A 20,338-nucleotide genomic window follows, 5' to 3' on the forward strand; every position below is an offset into this window, starting at 1 on the left:
ACTCCGTACCGCTCAGCGATTTTTCACCGTGGTGTGATCCCCGGTTGCGAATGCCCCTCAATAGACGCGCCGGTAACTGTCGCGGTTCCTGCTGGTACGTTCCGGATTCACGATGTCTGAATCCTATGAATACTGCGCGGTAATGTCCTTGTGGTACTTGTGAGTAAGAACTGGGGTAACACCGAGTACGGACATCGACTAATCGCGACGGCCGTGTGAACCGCCGCGAAAGTACCCAGGGCCGTCCGAGGGCGGCAAGCAGGCGCACCGGTCCGCCGCGTCGCCGCGGGCACCCGTCCGGGCCGCCCGACAGGGGGCATACGCTGGGCGGATGCTGGACGAGTACCGCACCGTGGCCCGTGAGGGCGTGCACGAGACCGAGATCAACCGCTCGCGCTTCCTGTGCGCGCTCGCGCCCGCCGCCACCGAGCGGGAGGCCCAGGACTTCGTCGCCCGCGTCCGCAAGGAACACCCCACCGCCACGCACAACTGCTTCGCGTACGTCATCGGAGCGGACGCCTCCGTACAGAAGGCGAGCGACGACGGCGAGCCGGGCGGCACGGCGGGCGTGCCCATGCTCCAGATGCTGCTGCGCCGCGACATGCGCTACGTAGTGGCCGTCGTCACCCGCTACTACGGTGGGGTCAAGCTCGGCGCGGGCGGGCTCATCAGGGCCTACGGCGGCGCCGTCGGCGAGGCCCTGGACGCGCTCGGCACCCGCACCCGGCGCCGCTTCCGCCTGGCCACCGTCACCGTCGACCACCAGCGCGCGGGCAAGCTGCAGAACGACCTGCGCGCGGCGGGCCGCGAGGTGCGCGACGTCGGCTACGGCGAAGCGGTGACCATCGAGATCGGCCTCCCGGAGGCCGACGTCGAGCAGTTCCGCGCGTGGCTGGCCGACGCGACGGCGGGCACCGCCGGGTTCGCACTGGGGGGAGAGGCGTACGGGGACGCCTGACCGGCTGGGCTCCGCTGGGTGCGCGGTGCCCGCGCGGGGCGCCGGGGCCCCGCCGGATGTGCCGTGCCGTGCCGTCGGTCGTCTGCCGCCACGTCGTGGCTGGGCGCGCAGTTCCCCGCGCCCCTTTGGGGCACTGCACCTACCGGGGCGCCTGTGATGTCAGACCCGGCCGTTAGTCTCGGGGGCCATGAGGCTGCTGCACACTTCCGACTGGCATCTCGGCCGGGCCCTGCACCGGGTGAGCATGCTCGACGCGCAGGCCGCGTTCGTCGGCCATCTCGTCGCCACCGTCCGCGAGCGCGCGGTGGACGCCGTCGTCGTGTCGGGAGACGTGTACGACCGGGCGGTGCCCCCGCTCGCCGCCGTCGAGCTGTTCGACGACGCCCTGCACCGCCTCGCCGACCTCGGCGTGCCCACGGTCATGATCTCCGGGAACCACGACTCGGCGCGGCGCCTCGGCGTGGGCGCGGGCCTCATCGACCGCGCGGGCATCCACCTGCGCACCGACCCGGCAGGTGTCGGCGAGCCCGTGGTGCTCCCCGACGCCCACGGGGACGTGGCCTTCTACGGCCTGCCGTATCTGGAGCCCGCCCTGGTGAAGGACGAGTTCGGCGTCGAGCGCGCCGGCCACGAGGCGGTGCTCGGCGCCGCCATGGACCGGGTGCGGGCCGACCTGGCCGTCAGGCCCGAAGGCACCCGCTCCGTCGTCCTCGCCCACGCCTTCGTGACCGGCGGCGAGATCAGCGACAGCGAGCGGGACATCACCGTCGGCGGCGTCGCCTCCGTGCCCTCCGCCGTCTTCGAGGGCGTCGACTATGTGGCCCTCGGCCATCTGCACGGCAGCCAGATCATCGACGAGCGCGTCCGCTACAGCGGCTCCCCGCTGGCGTACTCCTTCTCCGAGGCCGACCACCGCAAGAGCATGTGGCTCGTCGAGCTCGACGCGGCGGGCGGGCTGAGCGCCGCCGAGCGCGTCGACTGCCCGGTGCCCCGGCCCCTCGCCCGGGTCAGGGGCGACCTCCAGGACCTCCTCGCCGACCCGGCCCTCGCCCGGCACGAGGACGCCTGGATCGAGGCGACCCTCACCGACCCCGTGCGTCCGGACGAGCCGATGGCCCGGCTCTGCGAGCGCTTCCCGCACACCCTCAGCCTCGTCTTCGACCCGGCCCGCGCCCCCGAGGAGCCCGGTGTGTCGTACGCGCGGCGCCTCAAGGACCGCACCGACCAGCAGATCGCGGAGGACTTCGTGACCCACGTGCGCGGCGCGGGCCCCGACGACCGGGAGCGGGCGGTGCTGCGCGACGCGTTCGACGCCGTCCGCGCCGACGACGTGCTGCGCGAGGTGGCCGGATGAGGCTGCACCGGCTGCGGATCACCGCCTTCGGACCCTTCGGCACCCCCCAGGACATCGACTTCGACGAGCTGTCCGCCGCCGGGCTCTTCCTGCTGCACGGCCCGACGGGCGCCGGAAAGACCTCCGTCCTGGACGCCGTGTGCTACGCGCTCTACGGCTCGGTGCCGGGGCCCCGCCAGGGCAGCGGCCAGGGCGTCACCCTGCGCAGCGACCACGCCCGCCCGGACGCCCGCACGGAGGTGCGCCTCGAACTGACCGTGGCGGGGCGCCGCCTGGAGATCACCCGGCAGCCCCCGTGGGAGCGCCCCAAGAAGCGGGGCACGGGCACCACGACGGACAAGGCGCAGAGCTGGCTGCGGGAGCACGTCCCCGGCCAGGACGGCCCGGCCGCGACCACCGGGACCTGGAAGGACCTCAGCCGCTCCCACCAGGAGATCGGCGAGGAGATCACCCAGCTGCTCGGCATGAGCAAGGAGCAGTTCTGCCAGGTCGTGCTGTTGCCGCAGGGCGACTTCGCGCGCTTCCTGCGGGCGGACGCGGAAGCCCGCGGCAAGCTCCTCGGGCGGCTCTTCGACACCCGCAGGTTCGCCGCCGTCGAGCAGCGGCTCGCCGAGCGGCGCCGCGCCGCCGAGGCCCAGGTCCGCGAGGCCGACGCGGACCTCCTCGCGGACGCCCACCGCATGCAGCAGGCCGCGGGAGCCGCACCCGGCGACGCCGGTGCCGAGCTGCCCCTGCCGGACGTCGAGCCCGGCGACCCCGGGCTCGCCGACGCCGTCCTCGCCTGGGCCGCCGTGGCCCGCTCCGCCGCACGCGAGCGGCACACCGTCGCGCGCTGCGCCCTCGCCCAGGCCGAGTCCGCCCGCGCCGCCGCGGCCGCCGAGCTCGACGACGTACGCGAACGGGCGCGGCTGCAGCGGAGGTTCGCCGACGCCGAGGAGCGGGCGGCCCGCCTGGCGGAGCACGCGGAAGACCACCGGCGCGTGCTCGCCCGCATGGAGCAGGGCCGCAAGGCGGAAGCCGTCGCCCCCGCCCTCGCGCTGCGCGCCGACATCGACACCGACCACCGGCGCGCCACCGCCGCCGAGGCACACGCGCGCGGACGCCTCCCCGCCAGGTACGCCGACGAGAGCGCCGCAGGTCTCGCGAGCGCCGCCCGCAAGGCCAGCGAGGAGCTCGGCGGCCTCGCGTCGGCCCGCCGCGCCGAGCACCGCCTGAGCGACCTCTCCGCGCAGCGCGCCGACCTCGACCGCCAGGAGCGGGCCGACGACGACCTCCTCCAGGAGGCCGAGGGCTGGCTCGCCGGCTGGGACGGCACCCGCACCCGCCTCCAGCAGGACATCGAAGCCGCCCAGGAGGCGGCCACCCGCACCGAGCACCTGGCCGGTCAACTGCAGCCCGCCCAGGAGCGGCTTGACGCCGCCCGGCGCCGCGACGAGCTCACCGAGGCGGCCGCCACGGCCAGGGAGCGCGCCGTCACCGCCCGCGAGGGCGCCGCCCGGGCCCACGAGCACTGGCTCACCCTCAAGGAGCGGCGCCTCGCGGGCATCGCCGCCGAGCTGGCCGCGCACCTCACCGACGGCGCCCCGTGCGCGGTGTGCGGCGCCACCGAGCACCCCGTGCCCGCCCGCAGGGCCGAGGGCCACGTGGACCGCGCCACGGAGGAGGCCGCGCTCGCCGCCCACCAGCGCGCCGAGGAGGCCGCTCAGCGGGCCGAGCGCGAGCACGCCGACGTCCGCGCCGAGCTCGCCGCGGCCACCGCCGCCGCCTCGGACACACCGGTGGCCGAACTGGCCGCGTCCGTGGCGCGGTTGCGCCAGGAGCACGGGAGCGCCCGCGACCGCGCCGGTGGCCTGCACGCCGCGCGCGAGGCCCTCGCCCGGGCCGAGCGCGAGCACGACCGCAGGGTCACGGCCCAGCAGGAGGCCGCGCGCCGCGTCGACTCCCGCGCGGCGCTGCGCGACGCCCTGGAGCGGGAGCGGACCGCCCTGGCGGACGAGCTGGCCCACGCCCGCGGAGGCTGCGCGAGCGTCGCCGAGCGCGCCGCCCAACTGGAGCGCGAGGCCGCCCTCCTCACCGAGGCGGCCGACGCCGCGCGCACCGCCGACGACACCGCCCAGGGCCTGAAGGACGCCGACGCCCGCCTCGCCGACGCCGCCTTCCGCGCCGGGTTCGACACCCCGGCGGCCGCTGCCGCGGCGCTCCTGGACGACGCCCGGCACCGGGAGCTCCAGCACCGCGTCGACGCCTGGCAGCGGGAGGAGGCGGCGGTCCGCGCGCTGCTCGCCGAGCCGGACGCGGCCGCCGCGGCCCGGCTCCCGGCCGCGCCCCTCGCCGCCGCCGAAGCCGCCGCCGAGGCCGCGGACCTGCGGGCGCGCGCCGCCGCGTCCGACTGCGACGCCGCCGCCCGGCGCGGCGCCGACCTCGACCGGCTCTCCGCCCGCTCGGCCGCGGCGGCCCGCAGGATCGCGCCGCTGCGCGAGGAGTATGACCGCGTGACCCGCCTCGCCACGCTCGCCGCGGGCACCTCGGCGGACAACGAACGCAAGATGCGCCTGGAGTCGTACGTCCTCGCCGCCCGTCTCGAACAGGTCGCCGCGGCGGCCACCGCCCGGCTGCTCCGCATGTCCTCGGGGCGCTACACCCTGGTCCACTCCGCCGACCGCACCGGCCGCGGCCGCTCCGGCCTCGGCCTGCACGTCGTCGACGCCTGGACGGGCCGCGAGCGGGACACCTCGACGCTCTCGGGCGGCGAGACGTTCTTCGCGTCCCTCGCCCTCGCCCTCGGCCTCGCGGACGTCGTCACGGACGAGGCGGGCGGCGTCCGCCTGGACACCCTCTTCATCGACGAGGGCTTCGGCACCCTGGACGACCAGACCCTCGACGAGGTCCTCGACGTCCTGGACTCCCTGCGCGAGCGCGACCGCAGCGTCGGCATCGTCAGCCACGTCGCGGACCTGCGCCGCCGGGTGCACGCGCAGCTGGAGGTCGTCAAGGGGCGCGAGGGATCGGTGGTGCGCCAGCGCGGCGCCGGGTGAGGCCCGGGCCGGGCGGGGTCAGCGCCCCAGCGGGCGCCTCGGCAGGGGGGAGGAGTAGACGATGCTCGTCGTCACGGCGCCGAGCGCGCCTATCTTGCCGGAGACCTCCTCCAGGTGCCGCATCGAGCGCGCGGCGACCTTGATGACGAAGCAGTCGTCCCCGGTGACGTGGTGCGCCTCCAGGATCTCGGGCGTCGCGTCGACCAGGTCGTGGAACGGCTTGTAGTGGCCGTTCGGGTAGCGCAGCCGTACGAACGCGAGGATCGGCAGGCCGAGCCGCTCCGGGTCGACCACGGCCGCGTACCCCTGGATCACGCCCGCCTCCTCCAGGCGCCGCACCCGCTCGGTGACGGCGCTCGGGGACATCGAGACGGCCCGCGCGAGCTCCGCGTAGCTGGCGCGCCCGTCCCGCTGGAGGACGTCGAGGATGCGCCAGTCGGTGGCGTCCGTGGAATAACCGGTCATGCCCGAGAGGAAACAGGGAAAACCCCGGCCGATCAAGAGGTACGCCGGGAATCACGGGTTCAGCGCCGACCGCGCGGCCCGTAGATTTTTGGCCATGAACACGATCGCCGCCGTGAGCGCCACCGCCCCGAACCCCGTCCTCCGTGTGCCTCCGGCCGCTCCCGCCGCGGCCGCCGCCTACTTCGGCGCCAGCCTCGCCTTCCACGCCGACGTCTCGGACGTCGCCGCCGCGCTCGCCGCCGACGGCGACCCCGGCTTCGTCGTCCTCGACTCCCGCTCCACCGAGTCCTGGGACCAGGGCCACGTCCCGGGCGCCGTCCACCTCCCCACCGCCCTCATCCCCGAGCAGGCGGAGGCCCTCCTTGACAAGTCGGTGCCCGTCGTCACCTACTGCTGGGGCCCCGGCTGCAACGGCGCGACGCGCGCCGCCCTCGCCCTCGCCGAACTCGGCTTCCAGGTCAAGGAGATGCTCGGCGGCTTCGAGTACTGGGCCCGCGAGGGCTTCGCGTACGAGACCTGGGAGGGCCGGGACCGGCGCGAGCCGGACCCCCTGACGGCCCCCCTCGACGGCGACTGCGGCTGCTGAAGCCGCCGTCGAGAGGGGCGTACGGCGCCGGGGGCCCGGCAGCCGCAGGTCAGAGCGCCGACAGCTCGTCCACCAGGTCGTCGAGCCCCAGCGAGCCCTGGGAGAGCGCCGCCATGTGCCAGGCCTTCGCGTCGAAGGCGTCCCCGTGGCGGCGACGCGCGTTCTCCCGGCCGAGCAGCCAGGCGCGCTCGCCGAGCTTGTAGCCGATGGCCTGGCCCGGGATCGTCAAGTAGCGGGTCATCTCGCTCTCCACGTAGTCCGACGGGCGGCTGGAGCGCGCGTCGTAGAACTCCTGCGCCAGGTCGGGGGTCCACCGCTCGCCCGGGTGGAAGCCGGAGTCCGCCGGGATCTCCAGCTCCAGGTGCATGCCGATGTCGACGATCACGCGCAGGGCACGCATCATCTGCGCGTCCAGATAGCCGAGCCGCCGCTCCGGGTCGGTGAGGAAGCCCAGTTCGTCCATGAGGCGCTCGGCGTACAGCGCCCAGCCCTCGGCGTTGGCGCTGACGATGCCGACGGTCGCCTGGTAGCGGGACAGGTCGTCGGCGACGTGCACCCACTGCGCGAGCTGCAGATGGTGCCCCGGCACGCCCTCGTGGTACCAGGTCGACACCAGGTCGTACACGGGGAAGCGGGACAGGCCCATCGTCGGCAGCCAGGTCCGGCCGGGCCGGGAGAAATCCTCCGACGGAGGCGTGTAGTAGGGGGCCGCGGCACCGCCGGGCGGGGCGATGCGGGACTCCACCTTCCGCACCCGCTCGGCCAGGTCGAAGTGGGTGCCGTCCAGCGCCTCGATGGCCTCGTCCATCAGGCCCTGGAGCCACTGCCTGACCTCGTCCACGCCCTCGATGTGCGTGCCGTGCTCGTCCAGGTGCGCGAGCGCCACCCACGGCGTGGCCGCGCCGGGCAGGATCTTCTCGGCCTCCGCCCGCATCTCGCCGAGCAGCCGGTGGTACTCCGCCCAGCCGTAGGCGTACGCCTCGTCCAGGTCCAGGTCCGTACCGTTGAAGAAGCGGGACAGGCGCGCGTAGCGCTCGCGGCCCACGGTGTCGGGGGCCCCGGCGATGGCGGGCGCGTACACGTCCCGCATCCAGTCGCGCAGGGCCGCGACCGCGCCCGTCGCCGCCTTCGCCGCCGCGTCGAGCTCGCCCCGCAGGGACGCGGGCCCGGCCGCGGCGAAGTCCTCGAACCAGCCGCGCCCGTCCTGCGGCCCCACCCACTCCGTGAGCTGCCCGACGAACGTCGCCGTCGGTCGCGGCGCGCCCGGCAGACCCCGTTCGAGGCCGAGCGCCAGCGAGGCGCGGTAGCCCTCGTACGCGGCGGGCACGGCGCGCAGCCGCTCGGCGATCGCCGCCCAGTCCTCCTCGGTCTCGGCCGGAGTCACCGTGAAGATCTCCCGCACCTCGTGCGGCGGGGTGCCCAGGTTGCCGACGGCCCGCAGGGGCTCGTCGGCCTCGTGCACGGCCAGCTCCGCCGTCAGGCGCTCCCGCAGCAGCCGCCCGCAGCGCCGCTCGATCGCGGTGTCGGCCCCGGGGCGCGCCTCGGCCTCGTCGAGCCGCGCGAGGGTGGTGCGCAGGAGCTCGGCCCGGGCCGCGTGGCCCGCGGGGGAGAGGTCGGGCAGCTTGCTGTGGCTCTCCTTGACGCCGAGGTAGGTGCCGGTGACGGGGTCGAGGGCGACCAGGGCGTCGACGTAGGCGTCGGCGATCTCGCGGGGCAGCGGGCCCTGGCCCGCCGTGGTGCTTGCGATCTTCGTGTCTGACATGCGGACATCCTGATACGGGACCGGGGCGCACGTCACGCGCGTATCCCGGCCGGTGCGGCCGCTCCCGCCGCGGTGACCGCCGCGCCTCACGAGTGTTTGACTGACCGTTCCAGTTGCGGCTAGCTTCTGCGCCATGGCCAGAACCAAGGAATTCGACCCCGACGTGGCGCTCCGGTCGGCGCTCGACCTGTTCTGGAGCCGGGGGTACGAGGCGACGTCCATGGCGGACCTCGTTACGCATCTCGGCATCGGCCGCGCCAGCATCTACGCGACCTTCGGCAACAAGCACGAGCTGTATCTGAAGGCCCTGGACCGGTACGCGGAGGCGCGGGAGCCCGAGCTGCTCGACGAGCTGTCGCGCCCCGGGCCCGCGCTGCCCGGCGTGCGGAGCCTCGTGCGCCGCTTCGCCGCCGAGGCCACGGCCGACGGCCGCCGCCGCACCGGCTGTTTCATCACCAACACGGCCGCGGAGCTGGCCCCGCACGACGAGGCGGCGGACCGCAGGGTCGAGCGGAACTGGGAGGGCCTGGAGACGCTGCTGCGCTCCGCGCTCCTGCGCGCCCAGGCGCAGGGCGAGCTCCCGGACGACCGTGATCCGCGTGCCCTCGCCCGCATGCTGCTCGTACTGCTCCAGGGCATCCGCGTGGTCGGGAAGGTCTCCGGCGGGCGGGAGCGGGTGCGCGACGCGGCGGAGCAGGCGCTGGCGCTCCTGGACTGACGGGGCGGCCGGGACCCGCGGGAGGGGGGCGGGCCTCGCCGCGCGCGGCGAGCGCTCCCCAAGGGCCCTTGGCGCCCTTTCGCATGCCCAAATAATGGAACGTTCGGTCAAGAAAATTCGCTCGAAAGGAATCTCATGACAAGGAACCTCATGGCACAGCAGAAGGTCGCCGTGCTCGGCACCGGCACCATCGGCGCGCCCGTGGCGCGCAACCTGCGCGGCGCGTTCGCGGTGAGCGTGTGGAACCGCACACCGGCCAAGGCCGCCGAACTCGCCGCGCTCGACGGCGTGGAGGCGCACGCCGACCCGGCCGCGGCCGTGGCGGGCGCCGACGTCGTGGTGACCGTGCTCAAGGACGGGCCCGCGGTGCGCGAGGTCATGGAGGCCGCGGCGCCGGGCCTCGCGCCGGGCACGGTCTGGGTCCAGCTCAGCACCGTGGGCGTGGCCGCCGCCACCGACCTGGCGGGCTTCGCCGAGCGCCACGGGCTCGTCCTGTACGACGCGCCGGTGCAGGGCACGAAGCAGCCCGCGGAGAACGGGCAGCTCGTCGTCCTGGCCGCCGGCCCGCGGGCCGGGCGGGAGCGGGCGGAGCCGGTCTTCGACGCCATCGGCAGCCGCACGGTGTGGGTCTCCGAGGAGCACGGCGCCGCGAGCCGCCTCAAACTGGCCCTGAACGGCTTCGTGTTCGCGCTCACCCATGGCGCGGCGGAGAGCCTGGCCCTGGCCGAGGGCCTCGGCGTCGATCCCGCCCTCGTCGTGGACGTGATCGCGGGCGGGCCCCTGGACAGCCCGTTCTTCCGGGCCAAGGCGGCCGCCATGCTCGCGGGCGACCACGCGCCCAGCTTCTCCGTGGCCAACGCGGCCAAGGACGCGCGCCTGGTGGTCGAGGCCGCGCGGTCCGCGGGCGTACCGGTGGACGTGACGGCAGCCGGCCTGCGGCGGTTCGAGCGGGCGGCCGAGGCCGGGCACGGCGACAAGGACATGGCCGCCTCCCACCTCGCCCCGGACGCCGCGGCCTAGCCCCGCGCGGTCACCCCGCCGGGGCCCGGGACGCCCGGGCCCCGGCGGGGTCGCCGGTATCGCGTGGGACTACTGGTGGCTGTCGTACGGAAGGTGCGAGCGCACCGGTGTCGCGTCCAGGCGGGCGGTGATGACCAGCGTGCCCTCCTCGATCTGGAAGTCGAGGGGCAGGGCGAGGCCGCGCATCGCCGCGACCATGCCGGTGTTGGACGACTGCGTCACCGCGTACACGGTGTCGCAGCCCGCTTCCACGGCCATCGCGACGAGGCGGGCGAGCAGTTCACGGCCGATGCCGCGGCGCTGCCACGCGTCCTCGACGAGCAGGGCGATCTCCGTCTCGTCGCCGTCCCACAGCAGATGGCCGAGGCCGACGACCCGGCCGGAGGCCGTGCGCGCGGCCAGGGTGCGGCCGAAGCGCGGGCTCAACAGGTGGTTGAGATAGCGGTCGGCGTCCCCCACCGGGCCGTGGTAGCGCATGCCCAGGGTGCGCGGGGAGCAGCGTCCGTGCATGGCCTTCGCGGCGTCCAGGTCGGCGGTGTCGGCGCGGCTGACCGTGATGTCGTTGCCCTCGGCGAGGGTGAGGACGTCCTCGCCGCGCGGCACGCGGGGGCCGAGCCTGGCGTCCAGCTCCACCAGGGCCCGCGCGCGGGCGAACTCCGTGGGCGTGAACGGCAGCTGCGGACGCTCGACCGTGATCACTCCGCCTTCGGGGGCCCGCAGGCGCAGGAGCGTGCCCTCCCAGGTGCCTTCCACCGGCACCGCTTCGCCGTCCTGCCCGCTCCGGGCAGGCAGCAGGCGGATCGTGCAGCGCCCCAGCAACTGGCGCAGCGCGAGCGGCAGTTCCGCGGCGTCCAGGGCCGTGCGCGTGGCGAGGTTCAGGATGCGCGTGGGCGCGTCCACCAGGTCGTGCGCGTCCGCCCGCTCGATCCAGGTGCTCGATCCGCCCGCCCCGGCGATCGCCCGGGTGAGGTCCGCCGCGGGGAGCGCCGCGGGCGCGCGCAGCAGGAACTCGTCGACCGTGCCGTCGGCCAGGGGGTGCGTCTGCAGGCTGAGGATGTCCACGCGTGCGTGCGCGAGCGCCGTGCACAGCGCGGCGAGCGAACCCGGCTCGTCGCGCACGGTCGTCCGCATGCGCCACAGCGTCGATCCGTCCGGGGCCGGTGCCGGGCCGGTGGCCCGGTCCTCCACGGCGGAGGGCCGGGCGCCGGTATCGGGATGGCCCGTGCCGGGCGGTGCGTGGGTATGGCGCCGCGCCCACCAGGTGTGGAACCCGGCCGTGGCGACCAGGACGACGGCCGAGACGAGCAGCAGCTCGGGCCCGTCCGGGCCGTGCCCCACGAGATTCGCCACGGCGTCCGCGACGGCCACGGCCGTGAACAGCGCGGCCAGTTCGACGACGTCCCGGCGCCAGTGGTGCACCGGCCGACCGTCCTTGCTCCGTGTCACCTCAGGCATGTCAGCAGTCATACGGTCACTGTGGCCCAAGGGTGTTGCGTGATCACGAACGCCTTGTGTCTGATGGGTTAAGTGCGGATCTGTCGCTTTCATTCCTTTTAGTTCACCGTGATGGTCCATCGATCTCCCCCGTCGGCCGTCACCGGCCCATTGATCGTCACTGACCTCTCGGTCCGTCCGACCCGTGCGACCGTCCCGGGCCCCTGGGCCCGCGACGGTTCCGCGGCCGCCGTCGGCCCGCGCGTCGTCACCGACCGCGGGCCGTCAGCGGCACCGCGTCCACCGTGGCGCACCGGTGGACGTGCCGTCCAGCACTTCACCGGCGGAAGCCCCCATCGGTATGCGCCAACGGAAGCACCCGCGAGCGCTCGCCGGCGGACGCGCCCGCCGGAGGCTCACTGGCCCACGCGCCCCGGCTGCAGCACCTTGGTGAAGAGCACGCCTCCGCCCTGCTGCCGCAGCCGCACCGTCAACTCGCCGCTGCCGCCGTCGATGTCCACCTCCCCGTAGTACGGAGGCGTCTCCACCGGCGAGGTGTTGGGCCGGTCCGGTGCTTTGACGAACGTCTGGTCCGGGCCGAAGGTTCCGTCGAGCTTCACCGCCGGGAAGCCGCCCGCGGCCAGCGGGCCCGACACGAACTCCCAGAACGGCGCGAAGTCCTTGAACGCCGCGCGCGACGGGTCGTAGTGCTGCGCCGAGGTGTAGTGCACGTCGGCCGTCAGCCACACCGTGCCGGTGATCCTGCGGTGCTTGATGTGCCGCAGCAGCTCGGCGATCTGCAGCTCACGGCCCAGCGGCGCGCCCGGGTCGCCCTGCGCGACGGCCTCGAAGTTCGTCGCGCCGTCCGCGACGACCAGGCCAAGGGGCATGTCGGAGGCGATCACCTTCCACACCGCGCGCGAGCGCGACAGCTCCCGCTTGAGCCAGGCGAGCTGCTCGGCGCCGAGGATGCCGGTGGCGTCGTCGGGCTGCCGGTTCGGCGAGTTCGCGTTGCGGTACGTGCGCATGTCGAGCACGAACACGTCCAGGAGCGGGCCGTGCCGAAGGACCCGGTACACCCGCCCGCCCTTGTCGCCGGGGCGCTGCGTCGAGATCGGGTAGTAATCGCTGAACGCCCGCAGCGAACGGCCCGCGAGGACGTCCACGTTCTTCTCCGTGTAGCGCGGGTCCTCCAGGATCTGCCCCGGGTACCAGTTGTTGCGCACCTCGTGATCGTCCCACTGCACGATGGAGGGCACCTGGGCGTTGAAGCGGCGCACGTGCTCGTCGAGCAGGTTGTAGCGGAAGTTGCCGCGGAACTCCGCGAGGGTCTCGGCGACCTTCGACTTCTCTTCCGTGGTGACGTTCCGCCACACCCGCCCGTCGGGCAGCGTGACGCTCGCCTGGATGGGGCCGTCGGCGTAGATGTTGTCGCCGCTGCACAGGAAGAAGTCCGGGTCGCGCCGACGCATCTCCTCGTACACGCGCCAGCCGCCGAGGTCGGGGTTGATGCCCCAGCCCTGGCCCGCGATGTCGCCCGACCACAGGAAGCGCACGTCGTCCTTGCGCGAGCGGGAGACCGTGCGGAACGTGCCCGTGACCGGCTTGCTCGTGCGCCTGGGGTCGTCCGGGTCGGCCAGGAGCACGCGGTAGTGGATCTGTTCGCCGGCGGGCAGCTCGCGCAGCCGCGTCGTTCCCGTGAAGTCGGTGCGGGGGCCGAGCAGCGGCCCGTACCAGCGCTTGGGTCTGCGGAACGACTCGGTGGCGGAGGTCTCCACGATCATGCGGGCCGGGCGGTCGGAGCGGACCCACACCAGACCCGAGTGCGCGCCCACGTCCCCGGCCTGCACGCCCCACCGGGCGCTGGGGCGCCCGGAGAGGGCGAAGGCCGGGGCGGCGCCGCCCAGCGCGGACACGGCGGGCACGGCCAGCGCCGCGGGCACGGCGAGCGAGCCGCGCAGCACGCTGCGGCGGCGCGGGGACGGGCTCGACGGACGGTGTGACATGAGGGCGCCTCCAAGGACGGCGGTCGTTCGGTGTGCGAAGTCACGTTTACTTTCGTGTCACGGCTCGCACGCGAACCCCAAGTGAACAACTGGCCATGGCCCCAGGGGAACCGCCGCGCGGGCACCTCCGCACCCGACGCCTGGACGCCGGGAAGGGCCTAGTCCCGAAGGCGTACGCCGCGCGCCCCGAGCACTGGGACCGACGCCCGATGGTGACAAGATCCACTGCTTCCTACAGTGGCCAGGACGGCGCGCGACAGGGCGGGCCGCACCTCAGCAGGACGCAAGGAGTACGCCGTGCCCGTCAACGGTTCCCGTCACATCCGCATCGCCCGCCCCTCCCGTGACCTCGCCGCGGCGGAGCGGTTCTGGGTCGAGGGGCTCGGCCTGAGCGTCGTCTACCGCAAGGACGAGGGCGGTCCCGGCGAGCACGCGCTGCTCATGGTCGGCTGGCCGGACGCCTCCTGGCACCTGGAGCTCGTCCACGGGGCGCCTGTGGACTCCCGGCCCACCGAGGAGGACCTCCTCGTCATCTACGTGGACGGCGAGGTGCCGGACGACCTCGTCGCGCGCCTCGAAGCCCACGGCGGCAAGCGCGTCCTGTCGCCCAACCCGTACTGGAACGAGTGGGGCGTCACCGTCGAGGACCCCGACGGCTACCGCCTGGTGCTCTGCACGCGCGCGTGGTCCAACTCCTGACGCCTGCCCGCGCGTCAGCGGCTCGTGTCGAGGATGACGCGCGCCACGCGCGCGGGGTCGTCGTTCATCGGCACGTGCCCGCAGCCGGGCAGCCGGACGAGCCGGGCCCCGGGGATGGTCCGCTTGGCCCGCGCGCCCTGGCGGCGCAGGAGCAGGCGGTCGCGGGTGCCCCAGGCGATCGTCACCGGAAGGCCCGGCACGTCGTCCCGGAACACCACGTCGCGCCCCGCGGCCAGGGTCTGCTCGAACCCGGTCGCGTACCGCAGCGCCAGGGTCTCGGCGACGGCGGCCTCCGGCGCCCGGCGCGCGGGGCGGGCGTAGATGGTGCTCGTCAGGGCCGTGCGGCCCGCGGCGCTGCGGGAGAGGCGTTCGATCGCGGGCACCGGCAGGGCGGACGCCGCGCGTCGCATCGCGAGCAGGGTCGCGAACGCGTACCGCCGCTCGGCCTGGGTCCAGAACCCGGCGGGGGACAGCGCCGTGACGGACCGTACGAGCTTCTCGCGGCCGAGCTCCAGGGCGAGCAGGCCGCCCAGCGAGTTGCCCGCCACGTGCGGCCGCTCGACGTCCAGGGCCGCGCACAGCGCCGCGAGCGCGGGCACCACCGACGACAGGCCGTACGCGAGGCCGTCCGGGAGCGGCGGTGACACGCCGAAGCCCGGCAGGTCCACGGCGATCACGTCGCGCTCGGCCGCCAGGATGTCCACGACCGGGTCCCAGGCCTGGCGGTGGTGCCCGATGCCGTGCAGGAGCAGCAGGGGAGCGCCGTCACCCGTGCGCCGGTAGGAGACGGTCACCGTGCGCGGCCCGCGAGGCGACTCGACGGCGAACGTGACATCTGCCACCTCTGCGGCCATGACCACTCCTGACTTAGACAGCTTGTCAGCAACAATTACCCTTCAGTAGCGCCGAGTTCAAGGGGCCGTCCGGCACCGGCCGGGAACGCCCGGCCGCCCCCGGCTGTGATCCTCGTCCGCCGCGCCCGCCGCGGGTGGACAGCCCATCGCCGGTGAGCTGGGATGGGAACGTGGCTACCGACACCGCGACCGACGTCTTCGAAGAACACCGGCCCGTCCTCCTGGGCGTCGCCTACCGCATGCTCGGCCGCGTGGCCGACGCGGAGGACGTCGTCCAGGACGCCTGGCTGCGCTGGTCCCACGCCGACCAGGAGCAAGTGCGCGAACCGCGCGCCTACTTGGTGCGCGTCACCACCCGCCTGGCCATCGACCGGCTCCGCCACGTGCAGTCGCGCCGCGAGTCCTACGTAGGGCCCTGGCTGCCCGAGCCCTACGTGACCGACTTCGGGCCGACCGTCCCCGACACCGCCGAGCGGGCCGTGCTCGCCGACTCCGTGTCGCTCGCCGTCCTCGTCGTCCTGGAGTCCCTCTCGCCCCTGGAGCGCGCGGTGTTCGTGCTCCGCGAGGCCTTCGGGTTCCCGTACGCCGAGATCGCCGTCACCCTCGACCGCACCGAGGCCGCCGTGCGCCAGCTCGCCGGGCGCGCCCGCAAGCACGTCGACGAGGGCAGGCCGCGCTACGAGGTCGACCCCGCCGAGCGGCGCGACCTGACCGAGCGGTTCCTCGCCGCGGCCCTGGAGGGCGACCTGGACGGGCTGATGTCGCTGCTCGCCCCGGACGTGCGCCTGGTCGGCGACAGCGGCGGCAAGGTCAGGGGGCCGCTGCGGACCCTGGAGTCGGCCGACAAGGTGGGCCGTTTCCTCCTGGGCGTGACGAAGAAGAGCGTCCCGGGCGCCGAGCGGGTCGAGTTCCGCTTCCTGGAGCTCAACGGCGCCGCCTCCGTCGTCTTCCTGGTGGACGGCAAGGTGGACAGCGTCTTCCAGCTGGATGTCGCCGAGGGGCGCGTGCAGCGCGTGTACATCGTACGGAATCCGGACAAGCTCGTGAGTCTCTCCGCCTAGGTTCCCGACGCCCAGGACCAAGCCCCCGCCCGTGCCACCGGCGGGGGCTCGCTGCCGCACGCGCGCATGGGTGACGTATCGGTTTTCGTCACCCCAGGGGGTGAGGTGTCGACCCTGCGCGAACACCGCGTGAATGCTCTGTGGCACCACTTCTGTGCGGGCAGTAACGGAAGCAGGATTGGTCTTGACCAAGGATGAGCGCGGCTCTATCGTCGCTGAGATAGTGCAGGAACCTTTAATAAACAAGGCGCTGAAAAGCCGCCTGCGCACGGCGATTGCGGAGGACAGGGTGGGGACCACGCAGCTGGAAACGGTGCCGGAGCCGAAGTACTGGCACCTCAAGACCGTGCTCAGCGAAGCACTCGACTCCGAGTTCGCCGTCGGCGAGATCCTTCCGAACGAGCGGGACCTCGCCGCCCGGTTCGGCGTCGCCCGCGCGACCCTGCGCCAGGCCCTGGAGCAGCTGGAGCTGGAAGGCAGGCTCCAGCGCCGCCGCGGCGTCGGCACGACCGTGGCACCGCCGCGCATGGGCGTGGCCGTCGGCACCGACCGGGGCGGCTGGCCCGGGGCGCCCGGCGACGACTGGCAGCCCGCCGACAGCGAGGCCGCCGTGCCGCCCGCCGACGTCGCCCGCGCCCTGGAGACCGGCCCGGACGAGCCCGTCCACACGGTCCGCCGCACCCGCGTCTCGCACGGCCAGCCCGTCGCCGCCGAGCTGCTGTACGTGCCGTCGGCGTCGGTGCCCGACCTCACCGCCATCGACGCCCCGGCCGGACCGGCACGCGCGCGTGCCGTGCTGCGGGAGCTCGCCCGGCTCGACATCGAGGGCCAGGACCGCGCCGTCGAGCTCGGCTCGGCCCGCGCGGACGACGCCCGGGCCCTGGACCGGCTGCCCGGCGCCCCGGTCCTGGTCGTCACCACCCGCTTCCTCGCGGGCGGCCGCACGGCCGCGCTCTCCGTGGCCACGTACCGGGCCGACACCTGCCGCCTCACGTTCGGCGACCAGGGCGCGGTGGAGATCCACCACGGCCCGGAACGCCAGGCCTCCTGAGGCCTGCTGGAGAGCCGAACGCCGGACGGACGCAGCAATGAGCCCGTCCGGCGATCGAGGACAAGCGCGAAGCGCGAGGACCCCGCACCTCACCGCGGAGCGGCCACCGTGCCCTCCACGGCGAACAGCTCGTCCTCCACATGGTCGAGCGCAAGCCGCAGCGCACCCGTCGCGACGGCCGCCTCGCCCAGCATCGACAGCGCCACCCGGGGCGGCCGGAGGCAGTAGCGGGCCAGCTCGCGGCGGAGCGGGTCGAGGACACCGTCCAGGCCCGCAGCCCAGCCGCCCACCACGACCAGCTCCGGGTCGAGCGCCAGGACCAGCGCCGCCACGTCGTGCACCAGCCGCCGGATGAAGCGGTCCACCGCCGCGAGAGCCCGCTCGTCGCCCTCCCGGGCGTGCGCGAACACCTCCGCCACGGCCTGCTCGTCCAGCGGGTGCAGCGGCTCGTCCGTGGTCGAAAGGAGCGTCTCCGGCTTCACCTCACGGCCAAGCAGGTGCAGCGCGCCGATCTCGCCCGCCGCGCCGCCGTAGCCGCGGTGCAGGCGCCCGCCGATCAGCGAACCCGCCCCCGGGCTCAGCCCGGCGAGGACGAACACCACGTCGTCCGACTTCGTCGCCGCGCCCTTCCAGTGCTCGGCCACGGCCGCCGCGTTCGCGTCGTTCTCGACCAGGACCGGGCACTTGAAGGAGCGGCGCAGCCGCTCGCCGAGCGGCAGCCCCGTCCAGCCCGGCAGCGCCGTGCTGAGACGCACCGAGCCGTCCGCCTCCACGATGCCGGGGCTGCCCACGCCGACGGCGCGCAGCGAGCCACGGGCCACCCCGGCGCGGCGCAGCAGATCGGCGACCGCGCCGCGCAGCCGCTCCAGGCGCTCGTCCGCCGACGCCGTCTCCGAGACGTCCTTGGCCGCCGTGCCGAGGATCTTGCCGTGCAGGTCCGACAGGACGGCGGCCACCCGGTGCGGGCCGATCTCCAGGCCGAGCAGATGCCCCGCCTCCGCACGGAAGCGGAACTTCCGTGCGGGTCGTCCCTGGCGCCGCGCGGCACCGTCGTCCACGTCCGTCTCCACCACGAGACCGGCCTCGATCAGCCCTTCGACCACGCCTTCGACGGTGGGCCGTGACAGGCCCGTCGCCCGGGTGATCTCCGTGAGTGTCGCGAAATCCGCGGCGCGCAGCGCGTGCAGCACCACCGAGGAGTTGATCCGCCGTAGCAGAGATGGATCTCCGCCGGTCAGCCGCCCCAACGTCCTACCTTCCATCCCATGCGCATGATGGGCGGATGGTACTCGCAAGCCGTCCACCAGTGCGAGTGCTGATCGCGCCGGCCCCCTGGGAACCGCCCCCTCCGGAGCCGCGCGTCACCCCGGAGCCACGAAACCGGACTCGTAGGCCACGATCACCGCCTGTGTCCGGTCCCGCGCGCCGAGCTTCGCGAGCACCGCGCTCACATGCGACTTCACCGTCTCGGTGCCGACCACGAGCCGCCCCGCGATCTCCGCGTTCGACAGGCCGCGCGCCATCAGGCGCAGCACCTCCTCCTCGCGCCCGGTGAGCCCCGCCCGCGCGAACGCGGCCCGGGCGCCCTCCTCGCCCCGCTCCTCGCCGTGGCTGGCCGCCAGGCGGCGCACCGCGGCCGGGAACAGCAGCGACTCGCCCTCGGCCACCAGCCGCACCGCGTGCACGATCTCCGCGGGCCGCGCCCGCTTGAGCAGGAAGCCGTCGGCACCCGCGCGCAGCGCCTCGTACACGTACTCGTCGTTCTCGAAGGTCGTGATGACGACGATCTTGGGCGGGTCCTGCACCGTGCGCAGCACCGCGCGCGTGGCCTCGATGCCGTCCAGGAGGGGCATGCGCACGTCCATCGCGACGACGTCCGGGCGCAGCTGCCGCACCAGAGGGATCACGGCGGCGCCGTCGGCCGCCTCCCCGACGACCTCGATGTCGGGCTGCGCCTCCAGGACGGCGCGCAGCCCCGCGCGGACGAGGGGCTCGTCGTCGACGAGGAGCACGGTCACGGGCATCCGGCCAGCCTAGATCACCGGCCCGGCAGGGGGCTCAGAGGCCCTCAGCGCAGCGGCAGTTCGGCGTGCACCCGCCACTCGCCGTCCTCGGGCCCCGTGCTCGCCCGGCCGCCGAGCAGCACGGCGCGCTCGCGGATGCCGCGCAGACCGCTGCCGCCCCGGCCGGTCGGGGCCGCCTGCCGCGGCAGGGCGTTGCGCACGTCGAGGGTCAGCGCGCCGCCGGACACCGCGACGCGCACCCGGACCGGAACCGGGCCCGCGTGCCGCAGGACGTTCGTCAGGGCCTCCTGGAGCATGCGGTAGCCCTCCCGAGACACCGGCCCCGGCAGCTCGTCCACCGGGCCGGACACCTCGGCGTCGACCTCGGCGCCCACCGTGCGCGCGGACTCCAGGAGCCGGTCCGCGGCGGCCAGGGTCGGCCGCTGGTGGGCGGGCTCGGCGTCCTCCCGCAGCACCCGCAGGACCCGCTCCAGGTCCTCCAGGGCGTCGCGGCCCGTCTCCTCGATCGCCTCCAGGGCGCGGTCGGTGAAGTCCGCGTCGGCCGCGGCCCGTGCGGCACCCGCCTGCACCACGGCGACGGTCAGGGCGTGCCCGATGGAGTCGTGCAGCTCACGGGCGATGCGGTTGCGCTCCAGGAGCTGCTCGGTGCGCTCCTCCAGGGCCGCGAGACGCTCGGTCGGCGACGGGCCCAGGAGGCCGCGCGCGGCGGCCGCGGCGAGGCGGCCCGCCACGACCACCAGGACGCTCAGGACGAGCAGGGGCAGCGGCAGGAGCAGCGCGTTCCAGGCCGCCGAGGCGGGCCGGGGCAGGAACAGGCCGTCGTCGTCGGGGGCATCGGACGTCGTGCCCAGCAGCGCCAGCGCGTACCCGATGAGCTGCACCGAGGCGACGCCGAGCCCCCACCCCAGCTCCAGGCGCACCACGAGCCACACGGCGGTCCGGCCGCGGTCGCGCCACGACGCCGAGGGAGCCACGGAGACGCCGGGGCCCTCCCCGTCGGCGCCGTCGGCCCCCGGGTCCCCGGATCGCGCCTCCCGCGCGTGCGCCCCCGGGAACAGCATCAGGCGCGCCTGGAGCCCCTCGGCCCGGCGCATCGCGGGCACCAGGGCGACCGCCGCCATCAACGGCACGGGCAGCAGCGTGATGACCACCCAGTCCCGGGCCGTGGCGTCCTCGATGCCGTGGACCGAGGCCGCGGCGAGCACCACGAGACCGCCGACGAGCAGATGCAGCCAGCGGGTGTACGTGACCGCGCGGGTCAGCGGTCGCAACAGGCGGATCATGCCGGTCATCGTGCCAGTACGCGCGCGT

General features: G+C 74.7%; 17 protein-coding genes. 9 read left to right on the forward strand and 8 right to left on the reverse strand.

What is annotated here, in order from left to right:
• Positions 1 to 331: 331 nt before the first annotated feature.
• From ACIG3E_RS25525 to ACIG3E_RS25535, 3 genes are all read left to right on the forward strand, one after another.
• Complete coding sequence (locus ACIG3E_RS25525; protein WP_399620736.1) at positions 332 to 958, forward strand: YigZ family protein; 627 nt, start codon at positions 332 to 334, stop codon at positions 956 to 958.
• 187 nt (positions 959 to 1,145) lie between these two features.
• The gene (locus ACIG3E_RS25530; protein ID WP_399620739.1) at positions 1,146 to 2,312 is read left to right on the forward strand and encodes an exonuclease SbcCD subunit D; all 1,167 of its coding nucleotides are present in this window, start codon (positions 1,146 to 1,148) and stop codon (positions 2,310 to 2,312) included.
• Positions 2,309 to 5,347: an AAA family ATPase gene (locus tag ACIG3E_RS25535; protein ID WP_399620742.1), complete on the forward strand. Its 3,039-nt coding sequence runs from the start codon at positions 2,309 to 2,311 to the stop codon at positions 5,345 to 5,347. The genes ACIG3E_RS25530 and ACIG3E_RS25535 overlap by 4 nt, the downstream gene beginning before the upstream one ends.
• Positions 5,348 to 5,365: 18 nt before the next feature.
• Here ACIG3E_RS25535 and ACIG3E_RS25540 read toward each other — a convergent pair whose 3' ends face one another.
• Entirely contained in the window at positions 5,366 to 5,812 is a 447-nt protein-coding gene (locus ACIG3E_RS25540; RefSeq protein WP_399620745.1) for an Lrp/AsnC family transcriptional regulator, read from the reverse strand.
• Positions 5,813 to 5,906: 94 nt separating this feature from the next.
• Between ACIG3E_RS25540 and ACIG3E_RS25545 the strand changes: the two genes are divergently transcribed.
• Positions 5,907 to 6,398 carry a rhodanese-like domain-containing protein gene (locus tag ACIG3E_RS25545; protein ID WP_399620747.1) on the forward strand — a complete coding sequence of 164 codons (492 nt, stop codon included), beginning with the start codon at positions 5,907 to 5,909 and terminating at the stop codon, positions 6,396 to 6,398.
• Positions 6,399 to 6,447: 49 nt separating this feature from the next.
• On the opposite strand, the gene ACIG3E_RS25550 is transcribed toward ACIG3E_RS25545, so the two are convergent.
• Positions 6,448 to 8,160 carry a DUF885 domain-containing protein gene (locus tag ACIG3E_RS25550; RefSeq protein WP_399620749.1) on the reverse strand — a complete coding sequence of 571 codons (1,713 nt, stop codon included), beginning with the start codon at positions 8,158 to 8,160 and terminating at the stop codon, positions 6,448 to 6,450.
• A gap of 133 nt (positions 8,161 to 8,293) precedes the next feature.
• Here ACIG3E_RS25550 and ACIG3E_RS25555 point away from each other — a divergent pair, with 133 nt between their 5' ends.
• Both ACIG3E_RS25555 and ACIG3E_RS25560 read left to right on the forward strand, forming a co-directional pair.
• Positions 8,294 to 8,878, forward strand: coding sequence for a TetR/AcrR family transcriptional regulator (locus ACIG3E_RS25555; RefSeq protein WP_399620751.1), 585 nt, complete (start codon positions 8,294 to 8,296; stop codon positions 8,876 to 8,878).
• 135 nt (positions 8,879 to 9,013) lie between these two features.
• A complete protein-coding gene (locus ACIG3E_RS25560) occupies positions 9,014 to 9,898 on the forward strand; it encodes an NAD(P)-dependent oxidoreductase (RefSeq protein ID WP_399620753.1) in 885 nt (294 codons plus the stop codon).
• Between the two features lie 69 nt (positions 9,899 to 9,967).
• On the opposite strand, the gene ACIG3E_RS25565 is transcribed toward ACIG3E_RS25560, so the two are convergent.
• Together ACIG3E_RS25565 and ACIG3E_RS25570 are read right to left on the reverse strand one after the other, a co-directional pair.
• The gene (locus ACIG3E_RS25565) at positions 9,968 to 11,353 is read right to left on the reverse strand and encodes a GNAT family N-acetyltransferase (protein WP_399620756.1); all 1,386 of its coding nucleotides are present in this window, start codon (positions 11,351 to 11,353) and stop codon (positions 9,968 to 9,970) included.
• 395 nt (positions 11,354 to 11,748) lie between these two features.
• Positions 11,749 to 13,338: an alkaline phosphatase D family protein gene (locus ACIG3E_RS25570; protein WP_399620759.1), complete on the reverse strand. Its 1,590-nt coding sequence runs from the start codon at positions 13,336 to 13,338 to the stop codon at positions 11,749 to 11,751.
• A 297-nt stretch (positions 13,339 to 13,635) separates the two neighbouring features.
• Between ACIG3E_RS25570 and ACIG3E_RS25575 the strand changes: the two genes are divergently transcribed.
• The gene (locus ACIG3E_RS25575; RefSeq protein ID WP_399620762.1) at positions 13,636 to 14,037 is read left to right on the forward strand and encodes a VOC family protein; all 402 of its coding nucleotides are present in this window, start codon (positions 13,636 to 13,638) and stop codon (positions 14,035 to 14,037) included.
• A gap of 14 nt (positions 14,038 to 14,051) precedes the next feature.
• Here the strand turns inward: ACIG3E_RS25575 and ACIG3E_RS25580 are convergent, their stop codons facing one another.
• Positions 14,052 to 14,891, reverse strand: coding sequence for an alpha/beta fold hydrolase (locus ACIG3E_RS25580; RefSeq protein ID WP_399620764.1), 840 nt, complete (start codon positions 14,889 to 14,891; stop codon positions 14,052 to 14,054).
• Positions 14,892 to 15,061: 170 nt separating this feature from the next.
• On the opposite strand from ACIG3E_RS25580, the gene ACIG3E_RS25585 reads away from it, so the two are divergent.
• Both ACIG3E_RS25585 and ACIG3E_RS25590 read left to right on the forward strand, forming a co-directional pair.
• Positions 15,062 to 15,952 (forward strand): RNA polymerase sigma-70 factor, encoded by an 891-nt coding sequence (locus tag ACIG3E_RS25585; protein ID WP_399620767.1) that lies wholly within the window; start codon positions 15,062 to 15,064, stop codon positions 15,950 to 15,952.
• Positions 15,953 to 16,241: 289 nt separating this feature from the next.
• Entirely contained in the window at positions 16,242 to 17,003 is a 762-nt protein-coding gene (locus ACIG3E_RS25590) for a GntR family transcriptional regulator (RefSeq protein ID WP_399621423.1), read from the forward strand.
• Between the two features lie 89 nt (positions 17,004 to 17,092).
• Here ACIG3E_RS25590 and ACIG3E_RS25595 read toward each other — a convergent pair whose 3' ends face one another.
• From ACIG3E_RS25595 to ACIG3E_RS25605, 3 genes are all read right to left on the reverse strand, one after another.
• Positions 17,093 to 18,250: an ROK family transcriptional regulator gene (locus ACIG3E_RS25595; protein WP_399621426.1), complete on the reverse strand. Its 1,158-nt coding sequence runs from the start codon at positions 18,248 to 18,250 to the stop codon at positions 17,093 to 17,095.
• A 114-nt stretch (positions 18,251 to 18,364) separates the two neighbouring features.
• Positions 18,365 to 19,027, reverse strand: a complete 663-nt coding sequence (locus tag ACIG3E_RS25600; protein WP_242715222.1) for a response regulator transcription factor — start codon at positions 19,025 to 19,027, stop codon at positions 18,365 to 18,367.
• A gap of 44 nt (positions 19,028 to 19,071) precedes the next feature.
• A complete protein-coding gene (locus tag ACIG3E_RS25605) occupies positions 19,072 to 20,310 on the reverse strand; it encodes a sensor histidine kinase (RefSeq protein WP_399620771.1) in 1,239 nt (412 codons plus the stop codon).
• Positions 20,311 to 20,338: the final 28 nt, after the last annotated feature.

Origin of the sequence: Streptomyces sp. NPDC053474, from assembly GCF_044544845.1 — a bacterium.
Lineage (GTDB): Bacteria > Actinomycetota > Actinomycetes > Streptomycetales > Streptomycetaceae > Streptomyces.

Coding starts and splice junctions, on each gene's coding strand:
- ACIG3E_RS25580 (WP_399620764.1), bottom strand. CDS start 14,891: ATGGCCGCAGAGGTGGCAGATGTCACGTTCGCCGTCGAGTCGCCTCGC.
- ACIG3E_RS25550 (WP_399620749.1), bottom strand. CDS start 8,160: ATGTCAGACACGAAGATCGCAAGCACCACGGCGGGCCAGGGCCCGCTG.
- ACIG3E_RS25565 (WP_399620756.1), bottom strand. CDS start 11,353: ATGCCTGAGGTGACACGGAGCAAGGACGGTCGGCCGGTGCACCACTGG.
- ACIG3E_RS25545 (WP_399620747.1), top strand. CDS start 5,907: ATGAACACGATCGCCGCCGTGAGCGCCACCGCCCCGAACCCCGTCCTC.
- ACIG3E_RS25535 (WP_399620742.1), top strand. CDS start 2,309: ATGAGGCTGCACCGGCTGCGGATCACCGCCTTCGGACCCTTCGGCACC.
- ACIG3E_RS25560 (WP_399620753.1), top strand. CDS start 9,014: ATGACAAGGAACCTCATGGCACAGCAGAAGGTCGCCGTGCTCGGCACC.
- ACIG3E_RS25570 (WP_399620759.1), bottom strand. CDS start 13,338: ATGTCACACCGTCCGTCGAGCCCGTCCCCGCGCCGCCGCAGCGTGCTG.
- ACIG3E_RS25530 (WP_399620739.1), top strand. CDS start 1,146: ATGAGGCTGCTGCACACTTCCGACTGGCATCTCGGCCGGGCCCTGCAC.
- ACIG3E_RS25525 (WP_399620736.1), top strand. CDS start 332: ATGCTGGACGAGTACCGCACCGTGGCCCGTGAGGGCGTGCACGAGACC.
- ACIG3E_RS25540 (WP_399620745.1), bottom strand. CDS start 5,812: ATGACCGGTTATTCCACGGACGCCACCGACTGGCGCATCCTCGACGTC.
- ACIG3E_RS25555 (WP_399620751.1), top strand. CDS start 8,294: ATGGCCAGAACCAAGGAATTCGACCCCGACGTGGCGCTCCGGTCGGCG.
- ACIG3E_RS25600 (WP_242715222.1), bottom strand. CDS start 19,027: ATGCCCGTGACCGTGCTCCTCGTCGACGACGAGCCCCTCGTCCGCGCG.
- ACIG3E_RS25605 (WP_399620771.1), bottom strand. CDS start 20,310: ATGATCCGCCTGTTGCGACCGCTGACCCGCGCGGTCACGTACACCCGC.